Annotated in this window: 24 protein-coding genes and 1 pseudogene; 13 read left to right on the top strand and 12 right to left on the bottom strand. The window is 69.9% G+C overall.

Annotated features, from left to right (window positions below):
- The first annotated feature begins 105 nt into the window (after positions 1–105).
- The 3 genes from OG764_RS06835 to OG764_RS06825 all read left to right on the top strand — a co-directional run bounded on the left by OG764_RS06835 (position 106) and on the right by OG764_RS06825 (position 1,350).
- Entirely contained in the window at positions 106–375 is a 270-nt protein-coding gene (locus tag OG764_RS06835; RefSeq protein WP_328967493.1) for an SHOCT domain-containing protein, read from the top strand.
- Between the two features lie 49 nt (positions 376–424).
- Positions 425–667 carry a DUF2933 domain-containing protein gene (locus OG764_RS06830; protein WP_328967492.1) on the top strand — a complete coding sequence of 81 codons (243 nt, stop codon included), beginning with the start codon at positions 425–427 and terminating at the stop codon, positions 665–667.
- Positions 668–1,140: 473 nt separating this feature from the next.
- Positions 1,141–1,350 (top strand): hypothetical protein, encoded by a 210-nt coding sequence (locus tag OG764_RS06825; RefSeq protein WP_328967491.1) that lies wholly within the window; start codon positions 1,141–1,143, stop codon positions 1,348–1,350.
- Between the two features lie 339 nt (positions 1,351–1,689).
- Here OG764_RS06825 and OG764_RS06820 read toward each other — a convergent pair whose 3' ends face one another.
- From OG764_RS06820 to OG764_RS06795, 6 genes are all read right to left on the bottom strand, one after another.
- A complete protein-coding gene (locus tag OG764_RS06820; RefSeq protein WP_328967490.1) occupies positions 1,690–1,983 on the bottom strand; it encodes a hypothetical protein in 294 nt (97 codons plus the stop codon).
- Positions 1,984–2,457: 474 nt separating this feature from the next.
- Entirely contained in the window at positions 2,458–4,380 is a 1,923-nt protein-coding gene (locus OG764_RS06815) for a copper resistance CopC/CopD family protein (RefSeq protein WP_328967489.1), read from the bottom strand.
- 612 nt (positions 4,381–4,992) lie between these two features.
- Positions 4,993–5,226, bottom strand: coding sequence for a hypothetical protein (locus OG764_RS06810; RefSeq protein WP_328967488.1), 234 nt, complete (start codon positions 5,224–5,226; stop codon positions 4,993–4,995).
- 87 nt (positions 5,227–5,313) lie between these two features.
- Positions 5,314–6,054: a DivIVA domain-containing protein gene (locus tag OG764_RS06805; RefSeq protein WP_328967487.1), complete on the bottom strand. Its 741-nt coding sequence runs from the start codon at positions 6,052–6,054 to the stop codon at positions 5,314–5,316.
- A gap of 52 nt (positions 6,055–6,106) precedes the next feature.
- Positions 6,107–6,805: a hypothetical protein gene (locus tag OG764_RS06800; RefSeq protein ID WP_328967486.1), complete on the bottom strand. Its 699-nt coding sequence runs from the start codon at positions 6,803–6,805 to the stop codon at positions 6,107–6,109.
- An 89-nt stretch (positions 6,806–6,894) separates the two neighbouring features.
- On the bottom strand, positions 6,895–7,899 hold the full coding sequence (locus tag OG764_RS06795) for a cation diffusion facilitator family transporter (protein ID WP_328967485.1): 1,005 nt from the start codon (positions 7,897–7,899) through the stop codon (positions 6,895–6,897).
- Positions 7,900–8,083: 184 nt separating this feature from the next.
- Between OG764_RS06795 and OG764_RS06790 the strand changes: the two genes are divergently transcribed.
- Together OG764_RS06790 and OG764_RS06785 are read left to right on the top strand one after the other, a co-directional pair.
- Positions 8,084–8,914, top strand: a complete 831-nt coding sequence (locus OG764_RS06790; RefSeq protein WP_328967484.1) for a helix-turn-helix domain-containing protein — start codon at positions 8,084–8,086, stop codon at positions 8,912–8,914.
- 71 nt (positions 8,915–8,985) lie between these two features.
- A pseudogene (locus OG764_RS06785) lies at positions 8,986–9,372 on the top strand (Tn3 family transposase); the annotation flags it as partial.
- A 21-nt stretch (positions 9,373–9,393) separates the two neighbouring features.
- On the opposite strand, the gene OG764_RS06780 reads toward OG764_RS06785, so the two are convergent.
- From OG764_RS06780 to OG764_RS06765, 4 genes are read right to left on the bottom strand one after another with little or no spacing between them, the layout of a single operon-like run.
- The gene (locus tag OG764_RS06780; RefSeq protein WP_328972901.1) at positions 9,394–10,014 is read right to left on the bottom strand and encodes a methyltransferase family protein; all 621 of its coding nucleotides are present in this window, start codon (positions 10,012–10,014) and stop codon (positions 9,394–9,396) included.
- A gap of 25 nt (positions 10,015–10,039) precedes the next feature.
- Positions 10,040–10,540, bottom strand: a complete 501-nt coding sequence (locus tag OG764_RS06775; protein WP_328967483.1) for a signal peptidase II — start codon at positions 10,538–10,540, stop codon at positions 10,040–10,042.
- On the bottom strand, positions 10,527–11,240 hold the full coding sequence (locus tag OG764_RS06770; protein ID WP_328967482.1) for a cation diffusion facilitator family transporter: 714 nt from the start codon (positions 11,238–11,240) through the stop codon (positions 10,527–10,529). Before OG764_RS06770 ends, OG764_RS06775 begins: the two co-directional genes overlap by 14 nt.
- Positions 11,237–11,629 carry an ArsR/SmtB family transcription factor gene (locus OG764_RS06765; protein ID WP_328967481.1) on the bottom strand — a complete coding sequence of 131 codons (393 nt, stop codon included), beginning with the start codon at positions 11,627–11,629 and terminating at the stop codon, positions 11,237–11,239. Before OG764_RS06765 ends, OG764_RS06770 begins: the two co-directional genes overlap by 4 nt.
- Positions 11,630–11,678: 49 nt before the next feature.
- Here OG764_RS06765 and OG764_RS06760 point away from each other — a divergent pair, with 49 nt between their 5' ends.
- The 4 genes from OG764_RS06760 to OG764_RS06745 all read left to right on the top strand — a co-directional run bounded on the left by OG764_RS06760 (position 11,679) and on the right by OG764_RS06745 (position 15,547).
- On the top strand, positions 11,679–12,296 hold the full coding sequence (locus OG764_RS06760; protein WP_328967480.1) for a class I SAM-dependent methyltransferase: 618 nt from the start codon (positions 11,679–11,681) through the stop codon (positions 12,294–12,296).
- A 344-nt stretch (positions 12,297–12,640) separates the two neighbouring features.
- Positions 12,641–13,021 carry a hypothetical protein gene (locus OG764_RS06755; RefSeq protein WP_328967479.1) on the top strand — a complete coding sequence of 127 codons (381 nt, stop codon included), beginning with the start codon at positions 12,641–12,643 and terminating at the stop codon, positions 13,019–13,021.
- A gap of 145 nt (positions 13,022–13,166) precedes the next feature.
- Positions 13,167–14,276 (top strand): PLP-dependent cysteine synthase family protein, encoded by a 1,110-nt coding sequence (locus OG764_RS06750; protein ID WP_328967478.1) that lies wholly within the window; start codon positions 13,167–13,169, stop codon positions 14,274–14,276.
- Positions 14,273–15,547, top strand: coding sequence for an MFS transporter (locus OG764_RS06745; RefSeq protein ID WP_328967477.1), 1,275 nt, complete (start codon positions 14,273–14,275; stop codon positions 15,545–15,547). Before OG764_RS06750 ends, OG764_RS06745 begins: the two co-directional genes overlap by 4 nt.
- A 59-nt stretch (positions 15,548–15,606) precedes the next feature.
- On the opposite strand, the gene OG764_RS06740 is transcribed toward OG764_RS06745, so the two are convergent.
- Both OG764_RS06740 and OG764_RS06735 read right to left on the bottom strand, forming a co-directional pair.
- Entirely contained in the window at positions 15,607–16,338 is a 732-nt protein-coding gene (locus OG764_RS06740) for a DUF1775 domain-containing protein (protein ID WP_328967476.1), read from the bottom strand.
- On the bottom strand, positions 16,335–17,024 hold the full coding sequence (locus tag OG764_RS06735) for a hypothetical protein (protein WP_328967475.1): 690 nt from the start codon (positions 17,022–17,024) through the stop codon (positions 16,335–16,337). Before OG764_RS06735 ends, OG764_RS06740 begins: the two co-directional genes overlap by 4 nt.
- Positions 17,025–17,279: 255 nt before the next feature.
- Between OG764_RS06735 and OG764_RS06730 the strand changes: the two genes are divergently transcribed.
- The 4 genes from OG764_RS06730 (at position 17,280) to OG764_RS06715 (ending at position 19,980) form a co-directional block, all read left to right on the top strand.
- Entirely contained in the window at positions 17,280–17,525 is a 246-nt protein-coding gene (locus OG764_RS06730; protein ID WP_328967474.1) for a hypothetical protein, read from the top strand.
- A 759-nt stretch (positions 17,526–18,284) separates the two neighbouring features.
- On the top strand, positions 18,285–18,620 hold the full coding sequence (locus OG764_RS06725) for an ArsR/SmtB family transcription factor (RefSeq protein WP_328967473.1): 336 nt from the start codon (positions 18,285–18,287) through the stop codon (positions 18,618–18,620).
- Entirely contained in the window at positions 18,620–19,357 is a 738-nt protein-coding gene (locus OG764_RS06720; protein WP_328967472.1) for a cation transporter, read from the top strand. The genes OG764_RS06725 and OG764_RS06720 overlap by 1 nt, the downstream gene beginning before the upstream one ends.
- Positions 19,354–19,980, top strand: a complete 627-nt coding sequence (locus tag OG764_RS06715) for a methyltransferase family protein (protein ID WP_328967471.1) — start codon at positions 19,354–19,356, stop codon at positions 19,978–19,980. The genes OG764_RS06720 and OG764_RS06715 overlap by 4 nt, the downstream gene beginning before the upstream one ends.
- The last annotated feature ends 13 nt before the right edge of the window (positions 19,981–19,993 follow it).

Here is a 19,993-nt window from a genome sequence, read left to right as displayed (position 1 = left end):
ATTCAGCCCCAGTCCTCACTCCCTGGGCGGCCGCATGATGCCAGTAGGCAGACAAGCCCCGTGGTCCGGGCCCCGTGCCCGGGCCGGTCAGGCAGGTGAGTGGTGATGATGTTCTGGTACGACCACGATGTCAGCGGGTGGGGCTGGTTCGCGATGACGGCCAGCATGATCCTGTTCTGGGCGCTGATCATCACGGCGGCGGTACTCCTCTTCAAGGCCCTGAACCGCCCCCACGAGCACACCCATGCCCCCGCCCCCACCGCGCCGACACCCGAGCAGATCCTCGGCCAGCGCCTGGCCCGCGGGGAGGTCGACGAAGACGAGTACCGGCGCCTCCGGGCCGCCCTCCGAACCAGCCCGCCGAACGCCCCGTAACCGGCTCGCCCACACCCGGGTGGAGCCGTCGCTCTTGAGGGAGGTCACCGTGAACACCAACCGCAATTACGGGCTGTACGCCCTAGCCGCCGCGATCGCGTTCGTGGGCGCCCTGGCGTTCGGCGTCCCGCTCGGGACGCTGGCCTGGCTCGCGCTCGTCGCCGCCTGCCCGCTGATGATGTTCTTCATGATGCGCGGCATGCGCGACTCCGACGGCCACGCAGGCCACGACTCGGCGGAGAAGGATCAGCTGGGCAAGCACGACCACCCGACCGGGCCCGGCCGCACCTGAGGCGCGGCTGGCCGAGTCAAGCAGGTGGGCGCCATGACCGCACTGATAGCTGTCCTCGCCGCCGCGCTGATCCTGGCGGGCGTCGCATACGACACCGCCCGCCTGATCACCCCCAGCGAGTGCCGGATGCCGCCGCCCGCCGCTCCATGCACCCGTTTTGGGCTCCTAGAAGAAACCCAATTTCTTGGGGGAGTAGCTACAAAAAACGCTCTTCGAGTGCTGGTGGTACACGCGCCACACCGGTCCTGACCAGGCAAAATAGAGGATCCGTCGTCGATCGGGCGGTGCTGGCCCGTAACTGGCCCGGATCTTGCTCCACTTAGAGGCGCAGTAGCGCCTGTTTGTCCGCGGCCCCGAGTGGAAGCCGGAGAGGCAACCGTGCGCAATTGTCACCCCATGTAGGACCCATGACCGTCGCTGCGTGGCACTGGGCGTCAGCTTCGACGGAGCTCCCATGCGGCGGATGCCTCGACTTGTTCCCGATCGATTCGGCAGCCCCGGAAGCAGACTCCACCCGGCAGTGGCTGGAGTGGGCCCGGGCCTACGCAAGATCCCTGGACCCCCTGCGGGAGCTGCCCGGGATGTCGGCGCCCCGCGAGCCCGATCCAGAGGAGCTGAAGCTGTACTTGAACGGCTGGAGTCCGCGCGGCCCGGAAGAGCACGGCTTCTCCTGGCGCAGGTGATCAAATGGCGCGGACGCTCATTTGATGCTCGTTCTGATGGAGTGCCACCTGGAGTCAGTTGCTGAGTGGGCCTGTGTGAGGCGCAGGTCGGCCGAGGGCCCCTGAGGGGCCGCGCAGCCTCAAGCTGCTTCCTGTGATCGACAACGGGGCTGCTGGACAGCGGATTCCGGCCGCCGGATAGAATCCTGGCGCGTTCACGGCCCGAGCTGCATCCAGCGCGCAGCGGACCCGCCGACCGGCGGCAGCGGTCCGGCGACCGCAAACATTCACACCCGGCTCCGGTCCCGCAGTCACTGCTCGTATCTGTCCGCCCGGCCGTCACAGTGCTGGGCCGACTGCCTATGGGCTGCTCGGGGCCGGAGAGGCGCCGAAGGCGCCCCTCTCCTCGACGGTGCCGCCGAGCGTGGCCCGCAGGGACTCCATGTACTCCTTGGATTTCGCCGAGAGCGCCCAGCGATCGCCGACCAGATAGACCCCGCCGTACAACTGCGCGTAGTCCAGCCAGGCGCGCTGCCCCTCGGCGGTGTCGAAGTCCACGAACACATAGTCCGCCTGGGCGGTCTTGCAGGTGGCCTGGCGGTAGTCGGCGGCCTTCAAGGTGATTTCAGCCGTGCAGCCGACGGCCGAGGCCAATTGCTGCACGGTCCTGGGCGGGGCGGTCGTGATGCTCGGGCTAGCACTGGCTGCCGATCGCTCGACGGATGCTGCAGCGTCGGGCTCGGTGCCCCCGCCGCAACCGGCGATCAGCAACGCGCCGGCAACGGCCAGGACCGGCCCGATGAGTACGCGGCTGCGCCGCATACCGGCGTTACGGATGGAGACCGGGTGCGACGGTTGATCCATCGGGCGCCCTCTCGTGGCAGGTACATGCGTGATGTCTACGTAAATACGTATGTTGTGCGGCTGCTGCTCAGCGGGCCCGGTCGCGTTCCGGCGCATCTCAGCTCACCGAGCCGTTCGCCCCGGGCCCCGTGAAGGCCTCGCACTGGGCGCCTGCAACCGGGCGGCCGGCGAACACCGGGCTGAGGCATGGCGAGACGCCCGGGGCGGGGCTGGAGCTCTCACTGGCGACGGCGGTCAACGTTCCCCCTGGGACGGTATAGGCAGTCACCGCAACCGCGGTGACGACGTGATGCGAATGGTCTCGTGCACGGTGACTTGATCGATCTCTGTGGTGCGCACCGTGAGGTTCATGGTCCACTCACCAGCGATGGGTAGTCGCAGGTCGTAGGCGGCCCAGTACCCCTTCTGGTTCTTGAGCCTGGCGTCGAGCGGGCCGATTCCCAGCTCTTCCTGGGTGAGGGTGAGGCGGAGTTCGGGCACTGCAGCGATGCCGCCGTCCCCGGAGAACACCACGGCCTCGACCGTGTTCTCGCCGACGCGCCCCGGCGCCAGCGTGATCTGCACCGTGCCCCGATGGTTGGCCGTCCCCATGTCGAACGGGATCGTGACCACCTTCGCCTGCGGCTCCTGTGCATTGGCTGCCGCGGCCATCTCTGCGGCAGCAGCGCGGCTGGGCTGGGTGCCGGTGAGCAGGGTGGTGATCGCCAAGACCAGGACACTGAGTGCTGCTTCGGCAGCCACCGTGCGGCGCAGTCTGCGCCGGTACCTGTCAGCCTCGAAGCCGGGAGGCTCGACGTCGTGGCCCGGCTCGCCCCCGCCGGGTGCATCGGGTGTGCTGGGGTGGTCTGTTGCCGCCGGGGAAGTCGGCGCGCCGACCGTCTGGGCGACTCTCACGTGTTTGGGTTCGGGCACCGTCAGTGCCTCCATGGCCGGCGGCGCCTCGTGGATGAGGCAGGCGGTCCACCGGCGCGAGAAGGACGCCACGCACAGCACCAGGACCACGGCGGCGATCTTGATGCTGAGGGTCCTGCCGTACGACGTGGTGGACAGCGCTTGCCAGGAGCCGACCTGCCGCCAGGACTGGTACACCCCGGTGCCGACCAGAACGGCGACGGCGCTGAAGGCCAGAGTCGAGAAGCGGGCGATCGCGGACGCTGGGATTTCGCCGTTGTCGGGCGCTCGGTGCCGAAGGATGATCACCAGAGGGATCAGGCCGCCCAGCCAGACCCCCATGGCCAGCAGGTGCAGCACAGCGACGGGAACGGCCAGAGGCACCTGGATGCCGGCTGAGGCGTGCTCGGCAGCGGCCCAGGTCAGCGCGAGGCCCAAGGCGAGCAGTGATCCGGCGAGGCGGACACGGGGGCCGAGGTCCCGCGGATGCGATTCGTCACCCAGACCGCGCAGTCGTACGGACAACCGTTTCAGCAACATCGCGGCCACCGCGAGCAGCACGAGGCGTGCGATCAGTGCGCCCCCGGGCCTCCCGGTGAGGGTTCGGCCCAGCTGAGACAGGTCGAACGCAGACGTCAGCGGGCCGGCCGTCTCGTACGGGCCGCGCAGCAGGAACAGGGCGATGGTGGACACCACCAGCGCTCCCCACCCGGCAACCAGCAGTCGGCGCACCGGGCGGACCCCGCCCGCGGTGGGCCAGCACACGAGGACGAACGCGGCAGCTCCGACGAGGAGGGCGAGGCCGCTGTAGGCGACGTAGCGGAAGAAGTCATAGATGCGGCTGGCGGCCGTGTCGTCCGGTGAGCCGGTCGCCACCACGGCGGTGGTCCCAGACGGCTTGCCGACGGAGAAGATGAACGCGCCTGAGATCGGGTGGCTGTCGGCGGAGACGACCCGCCAAGCCACCGTGTACGTGCCCTGGGGCAGCTTGCCGGAGAGCGCTACCCGGGCGGTGTTCCCCTTGTCGTCCGCATGCTGCGCGGGGCGCGGGTTCACGCGCTCGTTGTCCGGTGAAAGCACTCTCAGTGAGTCGTCGGAGAGGCCGACCGACTCGGTGAAGGTGAGCGTGACTTGCTCCGGGGCCGTCTTGAGCACCGTGCCCTCTGCGGGATCGGAGGCGCTGAGGCTGGTGTGCGCGAAGGCGGAGCCGGCCCCGCCGAGGAGCAGGGCGAGCACGGTAGCGACCAGCGCTACGACGGTCAGCGTCCTCCTTGTGGGAGGCAATCCAGCGTGCATGAAGGGCAGTCTCCGGGGTGACGGTCGTCAGCAGCGGCATCGCCTTGCGGAACTCAGTCGTGCGGCGTAGCGGCCGGAAGGGACGGCTCATCTGGGGCGACAGGGCGGGCACGGGCACGGGCGGTGACAGGGTGAGATGTGGACGGTAGTGCCACCTGCCTAGGAGCGGCGCAGGTTGAGCAACTTCGGCTAAAGGCTGTTACGGAAGGCTCGGATCGGGCGTTTTTCCTGTATGAGCGGGCCGGCCGAGCCCGCTCGGGTGGAGATGCTCGTCGCGTTGCGATGGACCGGTTCGAGAAGCTGGTGAGGCAGCTCCGCCGCTGGTCTTCGGAAGGGCTCCCGGGCTGTGACCGCGCGGTCGAACCGCAGCGAGGAAGACCACGACGTCGCTCTTCTGCTCCGCGACGCCATGGCCGATTGCATAGCCGGTGCGGGCGACGGCTCCGCAACTGCCCCCGGTCGGGGTGCCCCACGGTCTCGGGGCTGCAGTCCGCTCTGGTGGCTACGGATCGCCGCCCGGCATCCGGGCTGCGGCCCATCTCAAGGAGCACGCGAAAGCAATGTCGCATGCCCCGCGATCAGTACGGCGCAGCGGATGTTGTGGTGCCGCGGTCAGGCGGGATCCGCTTCGGCGCTGCCGGCCTGGGGGCAGCCCGGCGAACAGGTGCCGTCTCCGGCGCCGTCGGCGTGGTCGGCCTCGTGGGCTGCGGCCTCGTGGTGGTGGTGCGCGTTCCCCTCGCAGGGCGCGGTCTCCTGCGTGGCGTGTGCCTCGCCGTGGCAGTGAGTCGCGGCGCCGATCGAGGCCACCTCGGGGTGGGCTCCCGTGCAGGGCTGATGCGTCGTCATGCTGCTCCTTCGTCGTCTGTTCGTTCGACCTTGGGGGAGGAGGGTGTTGCCGAAGGCGGTGGTGACCGCTCGCGGGGCATGGCCGGATCAGCCGGTCTTTCGTTCCACCGAGTAGGAGGTGATCTCCGGGCGGTAGGTCTCGGCGTCCGGCGCCTGCCAGGGCTGGCGTCCCTGCGGCGGAACGGCTTCGAGGACCTCGGTCGCCGACTGCTCGATGGCGTCGAGCTGGCCGTCGAGGTTCGCGCGCAGGCGCTCTCGGTATTCCGCGGTCAGACTGCGCAGGCTCGCCACCTTCCGTTCGAGCTCGCGGCATGCCTGTTGCAGGGACTGCAGTTCGCTTCGCTTCGAGTGGAGTCCGTTCTCCACGGCGGCCGCCTGGTTGTGAGCCTCCTGCTCGATTTGGGTGGCTCGAGCGCGGGCCTCGCCTTCGACTTCCTGAGCCTGGGTCTGCGCCTGCAGGACTATGCGCGTGGCTTCGGCGCCCGCTTGCGTGATGACGTCGCCGGCGGTTCGGTCGGCCAACGTGAGGACGCGCTGGGCCTGGTCTCCGCTGCTCGTGGGATGATGCGCGGCGAGCGCGCCGACTACGGCTACCTGTTGCCGCAGCGCTTCGTTCTCTCTGAACAGGCGCGCCAGGGAGGATTCCACGGCGTGCAGGAACTCGTCCACCTCGCCGAGGGCGTAGCCCTCGCGGAGCCTCACCGTCGAGAACCGCTGGTGGTGTACGTCGTCCGGGGTGAGCAGGGGATCGTCGGCCACCCTCAGGTCGGGACGGAAGATGCGGGGCACACCGTCTGCCGAATCGCTGTCGCAGCACTCTTCGCTCATGGGAGGTCTCTTTCACACGGATGGTTTCGCCTTGCGGAGAAGTGGTTCGGGATTAGTAGGCGATCATGAACGCGGCACTCAGAGTGACCGCAGTGGCTGCTGTGACGACTTGCCACTGGGGCAGTTGACCCGATGCCCGCTTCTTGGCGGCGAGCCGCAGTCCGACCCAGGCGATGCGCAGGATCACTCCGCAGACCAGGGCGAGAGCCACGGGAATCGCGGGGGCCGGCAGTGGGCTGAGCCAGGTGACGAGAGCGCCGACGGCCGGGCTTGCGCAGGCGACCGTGGCCCAGGGCAGGAGCCGTTGCCGGGTTTCCTGCAGCAGGGTGGCTAGCGCGAGCCCGTCGCTGGCTGAGCCGATGACCAGGGCGAGAATGACGGGAAGGGAGACGTCCAGGGCGACGGCTGAGCCCTCCACGACGCGGTGTGCGGTTAGGGCGGTGGCCGCCCCGACACCCACGGACGCGGCGCCGAGTGCCTCCTTGGTCTTGCGATGGCGGCCCGGGGCGTGGACGCCCGCGACCTGACCCGCCAACTCCGCGTCGCATCCGCAGCCGTTCCGCGTGAAGACTGTCATGACCGTGTAACCGAGGATCGACGCGGCGATCACCAGCCAGCGGGGCAGACCCACTTCAGGAGCCTCGTGCCAGGCGTGGGGAAGGACGTCGGCTACGGCGGTGGTCAGCAGCAGTCCGGAAGCGATCATGAGGAGCATCCCGGCTTTGCCCGCTGCCCGGCGTGCGACCCACATGCCGGCCACGGTCGCGGAGATGATAAGGGCAAGGCCGACCCACACAGCCCCGCCGGGAATCGAGGTGGGGTCCCAGAGGTGCATGTGGCCTACTTCCGGTGGACCGGGCCGTGCGGTTCACCACAGTGAACCGCGGAACCTGGCGCCGTATCGGCAGGGACATGGTCGACCTGGAGGGTGGTGTGCCGGATGCCGTGTCCGGCCTGGACCAGCTCTTCCGCGGCGGCACGGACGGCATGGCAGTCGGCGTCGGGGGCGACGAGGATGTGCGCGGAGAGGGCGGGCCGGCCGGACGAGACCTCCCACAGATGCAGATCGTGCACTTCGACCACGTGATCGAGGGCGGCAGCGCGGGCACCGATCTCGTCCGGTTGGATTCCGTGGGGCGCGGCCTCCATGAAGATGCGCCCGGCTTCGCGGACGAGGTTCCAGCCGGCCCTGGCCATCAGCGCGGCCACGACGAGCGTGGCGACGGCGTCCGCACGGTTCCAGCCGGTCAACCAGACCACCACCCCCGAGACGGCCGTGCCGATGAAGGCGTACAGGTCGTTGAGGATGTGCTGGTAGGCGCCCTCGACGTTGAGCGAGGTGCGGTTGGCCTTGGCCAGGAGCCAGGCGGCCGCCACGTTGACGGCGATGCCGACGAGTGCGGTGACGATCACCACGCCGCCCGCGACTTGTACGGGGCTGATGAGGCGCCGTACGCCTTCGAACGTGAAGTAGGCGGCGAGGAGCAGCAGGGTGAGGCCGTTGATCTGGGCGGAGACGACCTCGGCGCGTTGGAGGCCGTACGTGAAGGAGCCCTGGGCCTTGCGGGCGGCCAGTCGCATGGCGACCAGCGCCAGCGCGATCGCCGCGGCATCGGTCAGCATGTGCCCGGCGTCGGAGATCAGGGCCAGCGACCCGGCGATGATGCCGGCTGCCACCTCGATGGCGAGGAACCCCGTGATGAGGATCAAAGCCGTGGTGAGGTAGCGGCGGTCGGCGTCGGCGTTCACGCCATGCTGGTGGCCGTGTCCGCCGTGCACGTGTTCGTGTTCGTGGGGTGTGTCACCGTCATGGCCATGGCCGGATTCGGTTTCTTGGGCGCTCATGCCGCCGGTCCTTCCGATGAGGCTTCCGCTCGCGACGCGTGCGGGATCACATACGGAATGTGTCCATGAATGGGGGCATGGGTACCTATCCCAGCGCATCTGGGACGAAGTGGGACGGCTTACCTGGAATGGCCGCAGTGCTGCGGGGGCCGTCCTGCGAAGCAGGGACAAGGAGGGGACGTTGATGCCCCGTTGGCGGCCACTGCCCGACGTACTCGACGACGACACGCGCCTCCTGGTGGAACGGCTGCGCACGCTGAAGGAGCAGGCCGGACTCAGCCTGGTGGAACTGGCCGCGCGAACCAGCTACAGCAAGTCCGCGTGGCACCGGTACCTCAACGGCGACAAGTTCCCTCCGCGTCAGGCGGTCGAGGCTCTCGGCCGGGTGGCGGGAGCGGAACCCGAGAGTCTCGTTTCTCTGTGGGGGCGCGCGCACCACGCGTGCAACCAGCCGGAGCTCCAGACCGTCGCCCCACCCCAGGTGACAGAGCCCGTGCGGCGTATCAACTGGTTCAAGACGGCAGTCGTGCTGGCGGCGTCCTGTGCGATCCTCGGCGCCGCCGCCGTTGCCGGGGAAGTCATGAGCGCAGCCGCTGACACGGCCGGTGTCGAGATGGCTTCGTGCCGCGGAGCAACGTGCCAGGGCCGCATCCCGCATTCCTCGCGCTGCACGCAGGATGCCCGCACCGAGAGCGCCGTCACGGCCGGCGCGTACGTGGTGCGCCTGCGCTACAGCCCTTCCTGCGCCGCGGTATGGGCCGAAGTGCACACCCACGCTGGTGGAGCGGTGAGCGAGGTCTCGATCAAGGCCGGGCCTGACACGCGGCTGACGTCACATCCCGTGGGCAACGCGGACGGCAGCAGCAGCCCGATGCTCCGTGCGTCCGAGCGGAGGACCGAGGAAGCCTGCGCCGTAGCGGGAGGCAAGCTCGCGTGTACGAGCAAGGACGGATCGGAGGTCGTTCCGGCGCCTGGCTGGTCACCCCAGCCGAGCGCGATGCCCGTGCAGGCCTGATCGAAGTGTCTGGACGAGGCGGTCGAGGAACATCTGGCCGGGCGGGTACGCGCTTTGGGGACGCGGCCCGCAACCGGCAGCTCACCGTCCAGGAGTCGCGCCACAAGCTGGCCCGCGACATCTGCCACGGAAAGCGCGGGCAGATCATGCAGGCGTAACGGACGGGGCAGGAGGACCAGCTCGGCGGGCTCGGCCCGGTCCTCAACGCCGCCGTGCTGTGGACGACCCGCTACCTGGAAGCCGCCGTCGAGCAGGTGCGGGCGCCGCCCGCCGAGGAGCGGGTACACGACGTCCTGGACCAGGACGTCGCCCGGCTCTCCCCGCTGAAGCACGCGAACCTCAACGTGCTGGGGCGCTACAGCTTTCGCGTAACCGTCCCGGCCGACGGGGGCTTGCGACCGCTGCGCGATCCGGACGCCGTTGGGCTTGATGACGACGAGGGTGGCGCGGAGGGTTGAGCGGGCCCGTGCGCCTGGCCGTCAGCCCGGCGGCCGGGGTGCGCTGAGCCGTCCGAGGCGGGGCAGGAACCGGCCGGTGCGCGCGGCGTACCCCGCATATGCCGCGCCGTGGACGCGCAGCAGGTAGGGCTCTTCGACCAGGCGGACGGTGATTTCGATGCCGATCACGGTTGCGGCGAGTCCGGCGAGGGCCAGCGGGTTGGGGACCATGAGGGCCAGCCCGCTGACCGTGAGGATCGCGGCGGTGTAGATGGGGTTGCGGACCAGCTTGAACGGGCCGGTGGTGACCAGGGCGGTGGTCTCACCCGGGGCGACACCGATGCGCCAGGAAGCGCCCATCGCCAGCTGTGCGGTGAAGGTCGCCGCGATCCCCAGCACCGCCAGCACCACCCCGGTGATCCGCACCGGCATGCCGTCCAGGCCGGGCAGAGGATGCACCAGGCCGGTGATCTCGGCGGCCGGAGCGAGGATGCCGGCCAGGAGGCTCCCCAGGCCGGGGGCGATGCTGCCCCACCACTGGGCGGTGCCCAGGCGGCCGTGGCGGGCGCCGGTATCCCCGGTGCGCCGGTACTGGATGCCGGCCCGCAGCGGACCGGCGATCAGCAGGAACGCCCCGTACAGAGAGAGCGCGAGGACGGCCATCACGCTCACCTCCTCCTTGGTCCAGTCAGGCAGGGGCCTTGTCGGGTTCGTGGTCGGTGCGGCGCCAGGACAGGGCGACCATGGCCAGTCCGCCGCAGACGATGAAGACGTCGGCGAGGTTGAAGGTGGGCCACCAGCCGGTGTGCAGGTAGTCGGTGACCACTCCGTCGCCGGCGCGGTCGGTCAGGTTGGCGGCGGCCCCGCCCAGGACGACGGCGAGCGCCGCGGCCGCGGCCTTCGACGTCGGCGCGGTACGCCAGGCGAACACGGCGACGGCGGTGGTGATCAGGCCGGTGAGGGCGATCACCACCCAGGAGGGCAGCGCCTCTCCCATGGAGAACGCGACCCCGTGGTTGAAGGCCAGGCGCAGCTCCAGCAGGCCCAGGTGGACCGGCTCGCCCGGGAGGGCGGTGTTGGCCCATGCCTTGGCGCCCAGGTCCGCGCCGGCTGCGGTCAGGGCGAGGGCTGCGGCGGCGGCTCTGCGGCGGACCGCCGCCCTAGCCGCGGCCGGGTCAGTGGCAGTCATCCGAGCACGACTTCCCGTCCGCGGGAGCGGCCTTGTCCTTGTCGTCTTCGCAGCCGTCGTCGCAGACGAGTTCGCCCTCCCAGGCTTCCTTGCCCTCCATGATCGCGAAGGCGGCGATGACGAATCCGGCGACGGGGTCGAGCCAGGTCCAGCCGAAGACGGCGAAGGCGAGCAGGCCGGCGAAGGTGGACACCGACAGCCAGGCGCACAGCTTGGTCTCGGCGGCGTCGGCGACGACCAGGCGGGAGTTCATCTCCAGTCCGGCCTTGCGCTTGGCGCGGGCCAGCCACGGCATGATCACGATGGACACACCGGTCAGGACGATGCCGACGAGGGAGGTGTCGGGCTTCTCGCCGCCGATCAGGTCGCGGATGCCCTCGACGGTGACGTACGCGGCGAGCGCGAAGAACGTGACGGCGATGAACTTCAGCGCCTTGCGTTCCTTGGCCTCGTCCGGCTCGCCGCCCTTGATCTCGGCGAGCAGCCGGACGAGGACGACGACGGCGGCGGCGACCTCGATGCCGGAGTCGACGCCGAAGCCGATCAGGGAGACCGCCCCGGCGACCGTGCCGGCGGCGATGGCGATGATGCCTTCGATGACGTTGTAGCCAATGGTGAACTTCGCGTACCGCACCGCGCGGTGCGCGGCCTTGCCGGTCACATCCGGCATGGCGGCCGTGGTGGTGTTCTCGCTGCTCATCGCGCGGTGCTCTCCGTGGTGTGGGGGTGGGTGCCGAAGGTGGGGCACAGGTCGACGGCCTCACCGGTGGCTGCCAGCAGCTGCTCGGCCGAGGCCAGCAGGTCCAGCAGCTCCGGGCGGGCCAGGAAGTAGAACGAGGAGCGGCCCTCGGCCCGGGAGTCGATCAGGCCGCACTCGCGCAGGCAGGACAGGTGCGCCGAGACCGTGGACTGCGCCAGCCCGAGCGCCTTCACAAGGTCCACGACGCGGGCCTCGCCCTCGGCGAGCCGCATCAGGATCGCCAGCCGGGCCGGCTCACCCAGCGAGCGGAACAGGGCCACGGCCGCCGATGGCGCCCCGCACGACGTTGTGGTGGCCGCCCGGGCCATCCCCATGCTATTCATCGTCATGCAACGATGATAGCTACTGACGGCGATGCGTTGGCAAGGGGGACCGGACATGCTCATGAACCGGATCGAGAAGGCCGCGATCAACAACCCGGCCAGACGGGCGCTCCAGCGCCTTTACGAGGTGCCGACCCTGCTCAAGCTGGCCGGCGGACCACTGCCGCCCGGCGCGAAGGCGGCCGAACTTGGCTGCGGGCCCGGCTACGGCACCCAGCTGATCCTGGACCGCTTCGGAGCCGCGCACGTCGATGCCGTTGACCTCGACCCCTACATGATCACCAGGGCCCGGCGGCGCCTCGCCTCCCAGCAGCACCGGGTACGCCTCGCAGTGGGGGACGCCACCGACCTGCGCACCGCCTTCGACGCCGGGGATGGGGCTTACGACGCGGTCTTCGACTTCGCGATCATCCACCACATCCCCGACTGGCGCTCCGCCCTCGCCGAGACCGCCCGGGTCCTGAAGCCCGGCGGGGTGTTCGTGTTCGAGGAGGTCACCGCACACGCCCTGGCCCGGCCCTCCTACCGGCTGCTCTTCGACCACCCCACCGACGACCGCTTCACCGCAGAACACTTCCTGCAGGAACTAGCCCACCACGGCTTCACCGTGCGGGGCGCCCTTACCCGCATACAGGGCGACTACCTCCTCGGCGCCGCCACGCGGGCCCATTGACCGGCAGATCGGCGGGCGGGGTTTAAGGCTGCCGCGTCAGCCCCGAACCCCGCCCGCTCGGCCGCCCGTCTCACGAATGAGCAGTTGCGAAAGTTCTGCGAACACCCCGGAGCCGCCCGGGCGGCATTCTGGGCGACGGGCTCGTCGCCGACCCCGTCCGGATCTACGGATCAGGGCGACAACGAGCGTGGCGATGGCCCGCCGAACGTAGGCCGTTCGCGCGGCGGATTGCCCAGTGCTTCCAGGGCCACGTCACTCGTTCGTGGCCTCCCTGCTCGCACAATGTCGTCACTCAGGGTAGCGTTAACGTTACGATGCGGTATCGAGAACGGTTGTTGCGGAGCGTGAGGCACGAGCGGTGGCTCGTCGGCCTCCTGCTCGGCGCCACGTTGATTCTGTTGCTCGGGGTGTGTGATTCGGCCGGACATCACCAGCTGGCGTCCACCATGCAGCCGGTCTCGTCCGCACAGACCGCTCCTGGTATTGCCGCCGCCGGCCAGCCCCGCGCCGTGGACCCGGTGGACGGCGGCTGCCACGCCGGAAACCGGGCTGTCGAAGAGCACACGGCCAACAAGCCCGATGGCGAGGAGGGCCACGTCGCGGGCCTGGAGCCCGCCACGGACCACTCTGCGGAGTTGCTGTTCAGCGGTCCCCTTCCTCGTGCCTCAAGTGTGGCCCTCAACCGGCCCGATCCACGGAACCTGTCGTGCGTGGACCGCAGATGACCGGGCCCGCCCTGCCTCCGTCCTGACAAGGACGGCCGGCTGGGCCGCCGCCATCCGCATGTCCCTGGGCGCTGCCTGGCCACACGCCTGCTCTGACAGGCATGGGCGGGATCTGGTGCGCCCGAGCACAGGAAGCCGCACCTTCATGAAGCACCTCGCCTCACCCCTGCCTGCCCGCAACCCGAGCCTGCTCTCCGCAGTCGGCTCGACGCCGATGCTCTACGTCGACGAACCCTTCGCCCGCGCCCCGCAAGGCTTCTGGGCCAAGCTCGAAGGCTTCAACCCGGGAGGCATCAAGGACCGCGCGGCCCTGCACATGGTCGCGAAGGCCCGCGAGCGCGGTGAACTCCGACCCGGCGCCCCCATCGTGGAGTCGACCTCCGGCACCCTTGGTCTCGGTCTTGCCCTCGCCGGCGTCATCTACGGTCATCCCGTCCACGTGGTCACCGACCCCGGCATGGAACCGATCATGGACCGGCTGCTGGCCGCGCACGGCGCGCACGTCCATCTCGTACCTGAGCCGCACCCCACGGGCGGCTGGCAGCAGGCGCGCCTGGACAAGGTGGCCGAACTCCTCGCCGAGAACCCGGCCGCCTGGTGCCCGGACCAGTACAACAACCCCGACAACGTCGATGCCTACGCGCCTCTCGCCGCCGAACTGGCAGAGCCGCTCGACACCATCGACATCCTGGTCTGCGCGGTCGGTACGGGCGGTCATTCCGCGGGTATCGCGCGTGCCCTACGCCCCCGCATGCCAGGGCTGCAGCTCGTCGGCGTCGACACGATCGGCTCCACCATCTTCGGTCAGCCCGCCCGCAGCAGGCTGATGAGGGGTCTCGGCTCCTCCATCCACCCCGGAAACGTCGACTACCCGGCCTTCAACGAAGTCCACTGGGTCGCCCCGGGCGAGGCCGTCTGGGCCGCCCGCGCCCTGGCCTCCCGCCACTACGCCACCGGCGGATGGAGCGTCGGCGCCGTCGCCCTCGTTGCGGGCTGGCTCGCCCGGACCAGCCCCAAGGACACACGCATCGTCGCCGTCTTCCCCGACGGCCCGCACCGCTACTTCGACACCGTCTTCAACGACGACTACTGCGCCGCGAACAACCTCCTCGGCGTCCGCCCCGCCGAAACCCCGGACTTCCTGGGGGACCCCGGCGAGCGTGAAGTCACCTCGTGGACGCGCTGCCCCCGCGTCGTCGACCCTCTGCACCGCACCACCACGGCCTCCACGCCCCAGATGGGAGCCGGCCGGTGACCGGTGTGTGGCGGCAGGCCCGTTCCTTCGACCCGGCGGTGCAGCTGCTCCTGATCAACCAGCTCACCATCAACCTGGGCTTCTACATGCTGATGCCCTACCTCGCCGCACACCTCTCCAGCTCCCTCGCCCTGGCGGCCTGGGCGGTCGGCCTGATCCTCGGCGTCCGCAACCTTTCCCAGCAAGGGATGTTCCTCATCGGGGGCGCCCTTGCCGACCGGCTCGGCTACAAGCCGCTGATCGTCGCCGGATGCGCCCTGCGCACCGTCGGATTCGCCGCTCTGGCCTTCGCCGACACCCTCCCCACCCTGATCGCCGCCTCCGCGGCCACCGGGCTGGCCGGTGCGCTGTTCAACCCTGCGGTGCGCGCCTACCTCGCGGCCGAATCGGGGGAGCGGCGGGTGGAGGCGTTCGCGCTGTTCAACGTCTTCTACCAGACCGGCATCCTGCTCGGCCCGCTGCTCGGACTCGCTCTCACCGCTGTCTCGTTCCCCGTAACGTGCCTGGTGGCCGCTGCACTGTTCGCGGCCCTGACGGTCTTGCAGACCCGCCGCCTGCCTGAGCGGAGCGGCGGACCCACCGGCGAACCGGTGTCTCTGCGCACCCAGGCGACGGCGGTACTCGGCAACAAGCCCTTCTGGCTGTTCGCGGCGGCCATGACCGGCTCCTACGTCCTGTCCTTCCAGATCTACCTCGCCCTCCCACTGGAAACCGCACGGCTGGCCGGCGACGGAGCGCTGGGCACGGCGTGCACCAGCGCCCTGTTCGTCGTCTCGGGACTGGTCGCCCTGTTCGGGCAACTGCGCATCACGGCATGGTGCAAGCGCACCTGGACACCGCAGCAGTGCCTGGTCGCGGGGCTGGCCCTGATGGGCGCCGCGTTCCTGCCCCCACTGCTGAGCTCCTCCTGGCCGCCGGCCGCAGGGTGGCCGTCCACGGTCCTCGCCGTGCTGCCCCTGCTCGCATGCTCCGCTGCGCTGGCCCTGGCCACGGCAGTGCTGTACCCGTTCGAGATGGACACCATCGTCGCGCTGGCGCGTGAGCGGTGGGTCGCCACCCACTACGGCCTCTACAACACCGTCTGCGGAATCGGCATCACCCTCGGAAACCTCGCCACCGGTGTCGTGCTCGACGCCGCGCGCGGTGCCGGCCTTGCCTTCGCGCCCTGGGCCCTGCTCGCGGCCGTCGGTGGACTGTGCGCCGTCGCGGTCGCGGCCTTGGCCCGGGGCGGACACCTGCGCGCTCCCGCGAAGGAGGTACTGGGCGTGTAGCCGCGAAGAGGAACCGGGCACGCTCGGCGGGGTGCCCGGCTCCGCTTCCCTCCTTCGGCTCAGCCGGTGTTGGTGCTGCGGCGCTTGAACCACACGGCTGCCCCGGCGCCGAGTGCGAGGGCGACGAGGATGCCGATGACCAGACCCGTGCTGCCGCCCTCGTCCTTCTTCTCAGCGGCGCTGTTAACGGAGGCGGAGGCGCTGGGTACCGACGACGGGGTCGGCGCCGCCGAAGTCTGGACCGGGGTCGGCGTCGGGCTGGGGCTGGGGCTGGGTACGACGGGCTTCGCGTCCGGCGCGGCGGGCTTCAGGTCGAGCACGGGTGCCGGGTTCTCCACCTTCTGGCCGCCCGTGGGCACCTCGATCCAGCGGGACACCTTGCCGTCTCCATACGTCTCCACCGTCTTGAAAGCCAGCGACTTCTCGTCGGGCAGCTGCCGTACGACGACGCTGTGTTTGGCGTCTTCACCGGCCTTCAAGGCAGTGCCGCCGACCGAGTAGCCGTCAGGGGTGGGGGTGAACTTCCAGCCCGCCGGGGCCTCTTTCAGGACCACCGAGCCTGGAGCGATCCCCGCGGGCAAGACGATCCGCAGCTCCTTGATTCCAGCGGAATCGGACTCTGCCTCCGAGGAGAACGAGAGCGTTACGTTCTCGGCCAGCGCCCGATCGTCGGAGGCTGTGACCTCGGCGTGGGCGAAGGCCGTTGAGGCGCCGGCCACCACCAAAGCGGCAGCGATGGCGATGGCGGCAGCCACGCGGGCGGCGCGCGGGGAAGTGCGTGAGCGGGTCATGATGCGATTCTCATTTCGGTGCGGGCGCGGCGCAGAAACGCAGGCTGCCGCGCCACGGAAAGGTCGGGGACGCCGGAGGGGCCGACCCCCGGTGGTCCTCGCCTGACGACCACGTGCACCAACTGCGCCACCGCCGCCGGACATCGGGGCGCCGCCACGGGCGAGTATGCGACCCGCAGGGGCGCCCGGAGAGAACAACCGGGCAGGGATCGGGCCGCGCGCGAGAGCGCCGCTGCGGTGGCCAATGCCCACCTGACCAGTACGACGGACAGCCCACGCAGCCGGTGGTCGGCCCAGTGCAGCAGGGACGCCACCGTCAGCGCCGCGGCCACATGCGCGGCGAACATGAGCCAGGGAGCATGGTGGGCCGAATGGCTCATCGGCGCGTGGGTGGCGTGAGGGCCCGGCAAGGCGATCCCTCGGTGCAGCACAGCCTGTGCAAGCAAGGTCGCCGAGACAGTACCCGCCGGTCCGCGTGCACGGCGGGTGACGGGCACGGAGACGATGAACACCCCGGCCGCCACCGACGCCAGCCTCACCCACGCCACCGGCTCTTCCGATGCCAGATGGTGGCCGACCGCCGCCAGCGTGGCATTGATCCCGGCAAAGAGCGCGGCGCCCGGCCAGCCCCGGCCCGGTGCCGACGCTGACCAGGTGGGAACGCGTGATTGCTCCGTCACAACCATGGCGCGCTCATCATGCCGCCTGAGCCCACCGCCGGGCCCGTCACCGCCGAAACTTGTGCCGAACCCGCTAAGAAGGCGGTCCCAGCCTTCAGTTCGTCCGACCTCTTCCCCGAACGACGGCGGATGACCTCCCGGCTGCCCAACGCTCTGGTCTCCCGCCCTGTCCTGAGCGTAATCTGCCTCCCTGTCCTCGGATGGGGAGGAACCGTGGTTCGGTGGGTGCAGCGCGAGTGGCTGACTGAGGATGGGCGGCGGATGTGCGCGATCGTGACGGCAGAAATGGCCGCGCTCACCGACGAGGAGCTGCGTCTCTCGTTCGAGCTGATGCATGGTGTTCCGCGTCAGAGCGGGTGCTCTGAGCGAGGTTTGATGCTAGCGCCGGAGGAGAGCCCCGGTTCAGGGCCCAATGCCGCGGCTGACCGCGGGATCGAGGAATTGCTGGCCTGGGTCGCGGCGCAGGGCGCTCAAGCGCTTGGAGCCGGAGATATCTCGGCCGAGTAGCCTGACCTGGATGCTTGATTGCTACGGAGGCTCTGGGTGCTTCGGATTGGGTGCGGGTGAGGCAGCCCACAACGAGGGCTACCGCGATCACGCTCCAGCCGAGCGGCGAATTGCCGTGCCGTCAGGCGGCGTGCTGACCAGGGCACTTCGGCCAGGCCTGCCCCAGTTGCACCCGACCACCTATCCCCAGTTCGCTGTAGATCCCCTTCGGGCATCCGGGGACCACACGGGCGGCAGGCTTTTGGCGCAGCACGGCACGCCAACAGGGCATCTCACCCCGTGATGCCTCCGTTGCACTGGGTGGCCGATGGGGTGGTCTGGTGGAGTGGTTCGCTCGGGCCATCGCTCCGACGGTGGGTCTATCTCGCCCGCCCGTCGCTTCAAGTGGAAGGGTTGCCTCCTCGGGCATACGCTGAAAACGGCGCAGTGCTTGCGTGCATGCATGCAGCAGCGGTTCGCGGTCCAGTACGCGTGCCGCTGCTGCTACCTGTGGCGGCTCTGCCGTCCCGGCCCTGTGTCGCATGAACATCGGCGACAGGCGTCTATACCGAGCAAGGCGAAGGCCACTGGCCGCTGCGCTCGCCGCCGTCCCGCTCTCGGCGGGACCAAGGGGAAGCTGCACCGCCGGCGCGCCGGCGCTCCTGTCGTTTTACGTCGCGGGACCTCCCTGTCTCTGCCCTTGCTGCCGCGGGGAGATCGCCGCACTAACTTCACAGTTCAGCCTTTCCTGAATCCATCAATCTCTGTATTGTTCAGGGTGTGCTGAACATTGCCGAAGACATCGAGGTGCTGGCGCGGTTCGGACGCGCGCTGGCCGACCCCATCCGCTGCCGCCTCCTGCTTGAACTGCGTAAGGCGCCGGCCCATCCCTCCGACCTCGCCGAAGAGCTGGGCATCTCCCGCACCCGCCTGTCCAACCACCTTGCCTGCTTGCGCGACTGCGGTCTTGTGGTCGCCGTCCCCGAAGGCCGCCGCACCCGCTACGAGCTCGCGGACGCCCGTCTCGGCCATGCCCTGGACGACCTGCGCACCGCGGTGGTCACCGTGGCCGCGGACCGCACCTGCCCCGACGCCGACGAGAAGGACTGCTGCTGATGTCCTTCCTCACCCTGGGCCCCTCCCCGGCACGTCGCGAGGTGCTCGCACGCCGAATACGCCTGCTGGTCGCGGCGACGATCACCTACAACGTCGTCGAAGGCATCGTCGCGATCACCGCCGGAACGATCGCCTCGTCGACCGCTCTCATCGGATTCGGCCTCGACTCCGTGATCGAGGTGTCCTCGGCCGCCGCCGTCGCCTGGCAGTTCTCCGCCCGGGACCACGCCGTGCGCGAAGCGCGCGAGCAGCGGGCCCTGCGGATCATCGCCTGTTCCTTCTTCGCCCTGGCCGCGTACGTCGCCGTCGACGCCGTACGGGCCCTGACCGGTACCGGCGAGGCAGCGGCATCGATTCCCGGCATCGTCCTGGCCGCCCTGTCCCTGGCCGTCATGCCCTTCCTGTCCGCGGCCCAGCGCCGGGCGGGCCGAGAACTCGGCTCGGCCTCCGCGGTCGCCGACTCCAAGCAGACCCTGCTGTGCACGTATCTGTCCGCGGTGGTGCTGGCCGGGCTGCTCCTGAACGCCACGCTCGGCTGGACCTGGGCCGACCCGGTCGCCGCCCTCGTCATAGCTGCCATCGCCGTCAAGGAAGGGCGCGAGGCATGGCAGGGCAAGGGCTGCTGCGCCCCGGTGTCCCCGTCCGCAACACCTACCGCTTCCGGTCAAGACACCTGCGGCAGCAGCCGATCCGGCGACGCGTGCTGCTCCGCTGAGCAGAAGGAGGACGCAAGATGAACGCCTGGGCATGGACGGCGCTGGTCCTCTTCACGGGATGGGCGGTGACCGCGTTCGGTGTACGGGCGTTCGTACAGCACCGCCGTACCGGGGACGCCGGGTTCCGCGGGATTTCGGGCAGGCCGGGTTCGGCATCGTGGTGGGCCGGTTTGCTGTTCGTCTTGGCCCTCGTCGGCGGAGCAGCTGCTCCCGTGGCATCGCTTGCCGGGCTCTCCCCGCTTCCCGGGGCCGGCGGAGATGCACTGCGGTGGGCGGGTCTCATCGTGGCGGTGGCGGGCATCGCGGCCACCTTGGCCGCGCAGAGCGCCATGGGTTCGTCGTGGCGGGTCGGCGTGGACGCCGGGGAGCGCACCGAGCTGGTCACCTCCGGCATCTTCGCCGGCGTGCGCAACCCGGTGTTCACGGCGATGGTCGTCACGGCCGCCGGACTCGCCCTCATGGTGCCCAACCTGATCGCCGTACTGACGTGGGGTGTTCTCGTCATCGCCATCGAGTTGCAGGTCCGGGTGGTCGAGGAGCCGTACCTCGCGCACGTCCACGGCGTGGCGTACGACGCCTACACGGCCCGGGCGGGGCGCTTCGTCCCGGGTGTCGGGCGGCGTCGGTCTCCCATCGCCGCCTGATCGCGCAAGGCGC

The sequence above is a fragment of the Streptomyces sp. NBC_00239 genome, from assembly GCF_036194065.1.
Lineage (GTDB): Bacteria > Actinomycetota > Actinomycetes > Streptomycetales > Streptomycetaceae > Streptomyces.
Note: the sequence above shows the minus strand (reverse complement) of the source record. Positions and strands in the feature narration are given on the sequence as shown.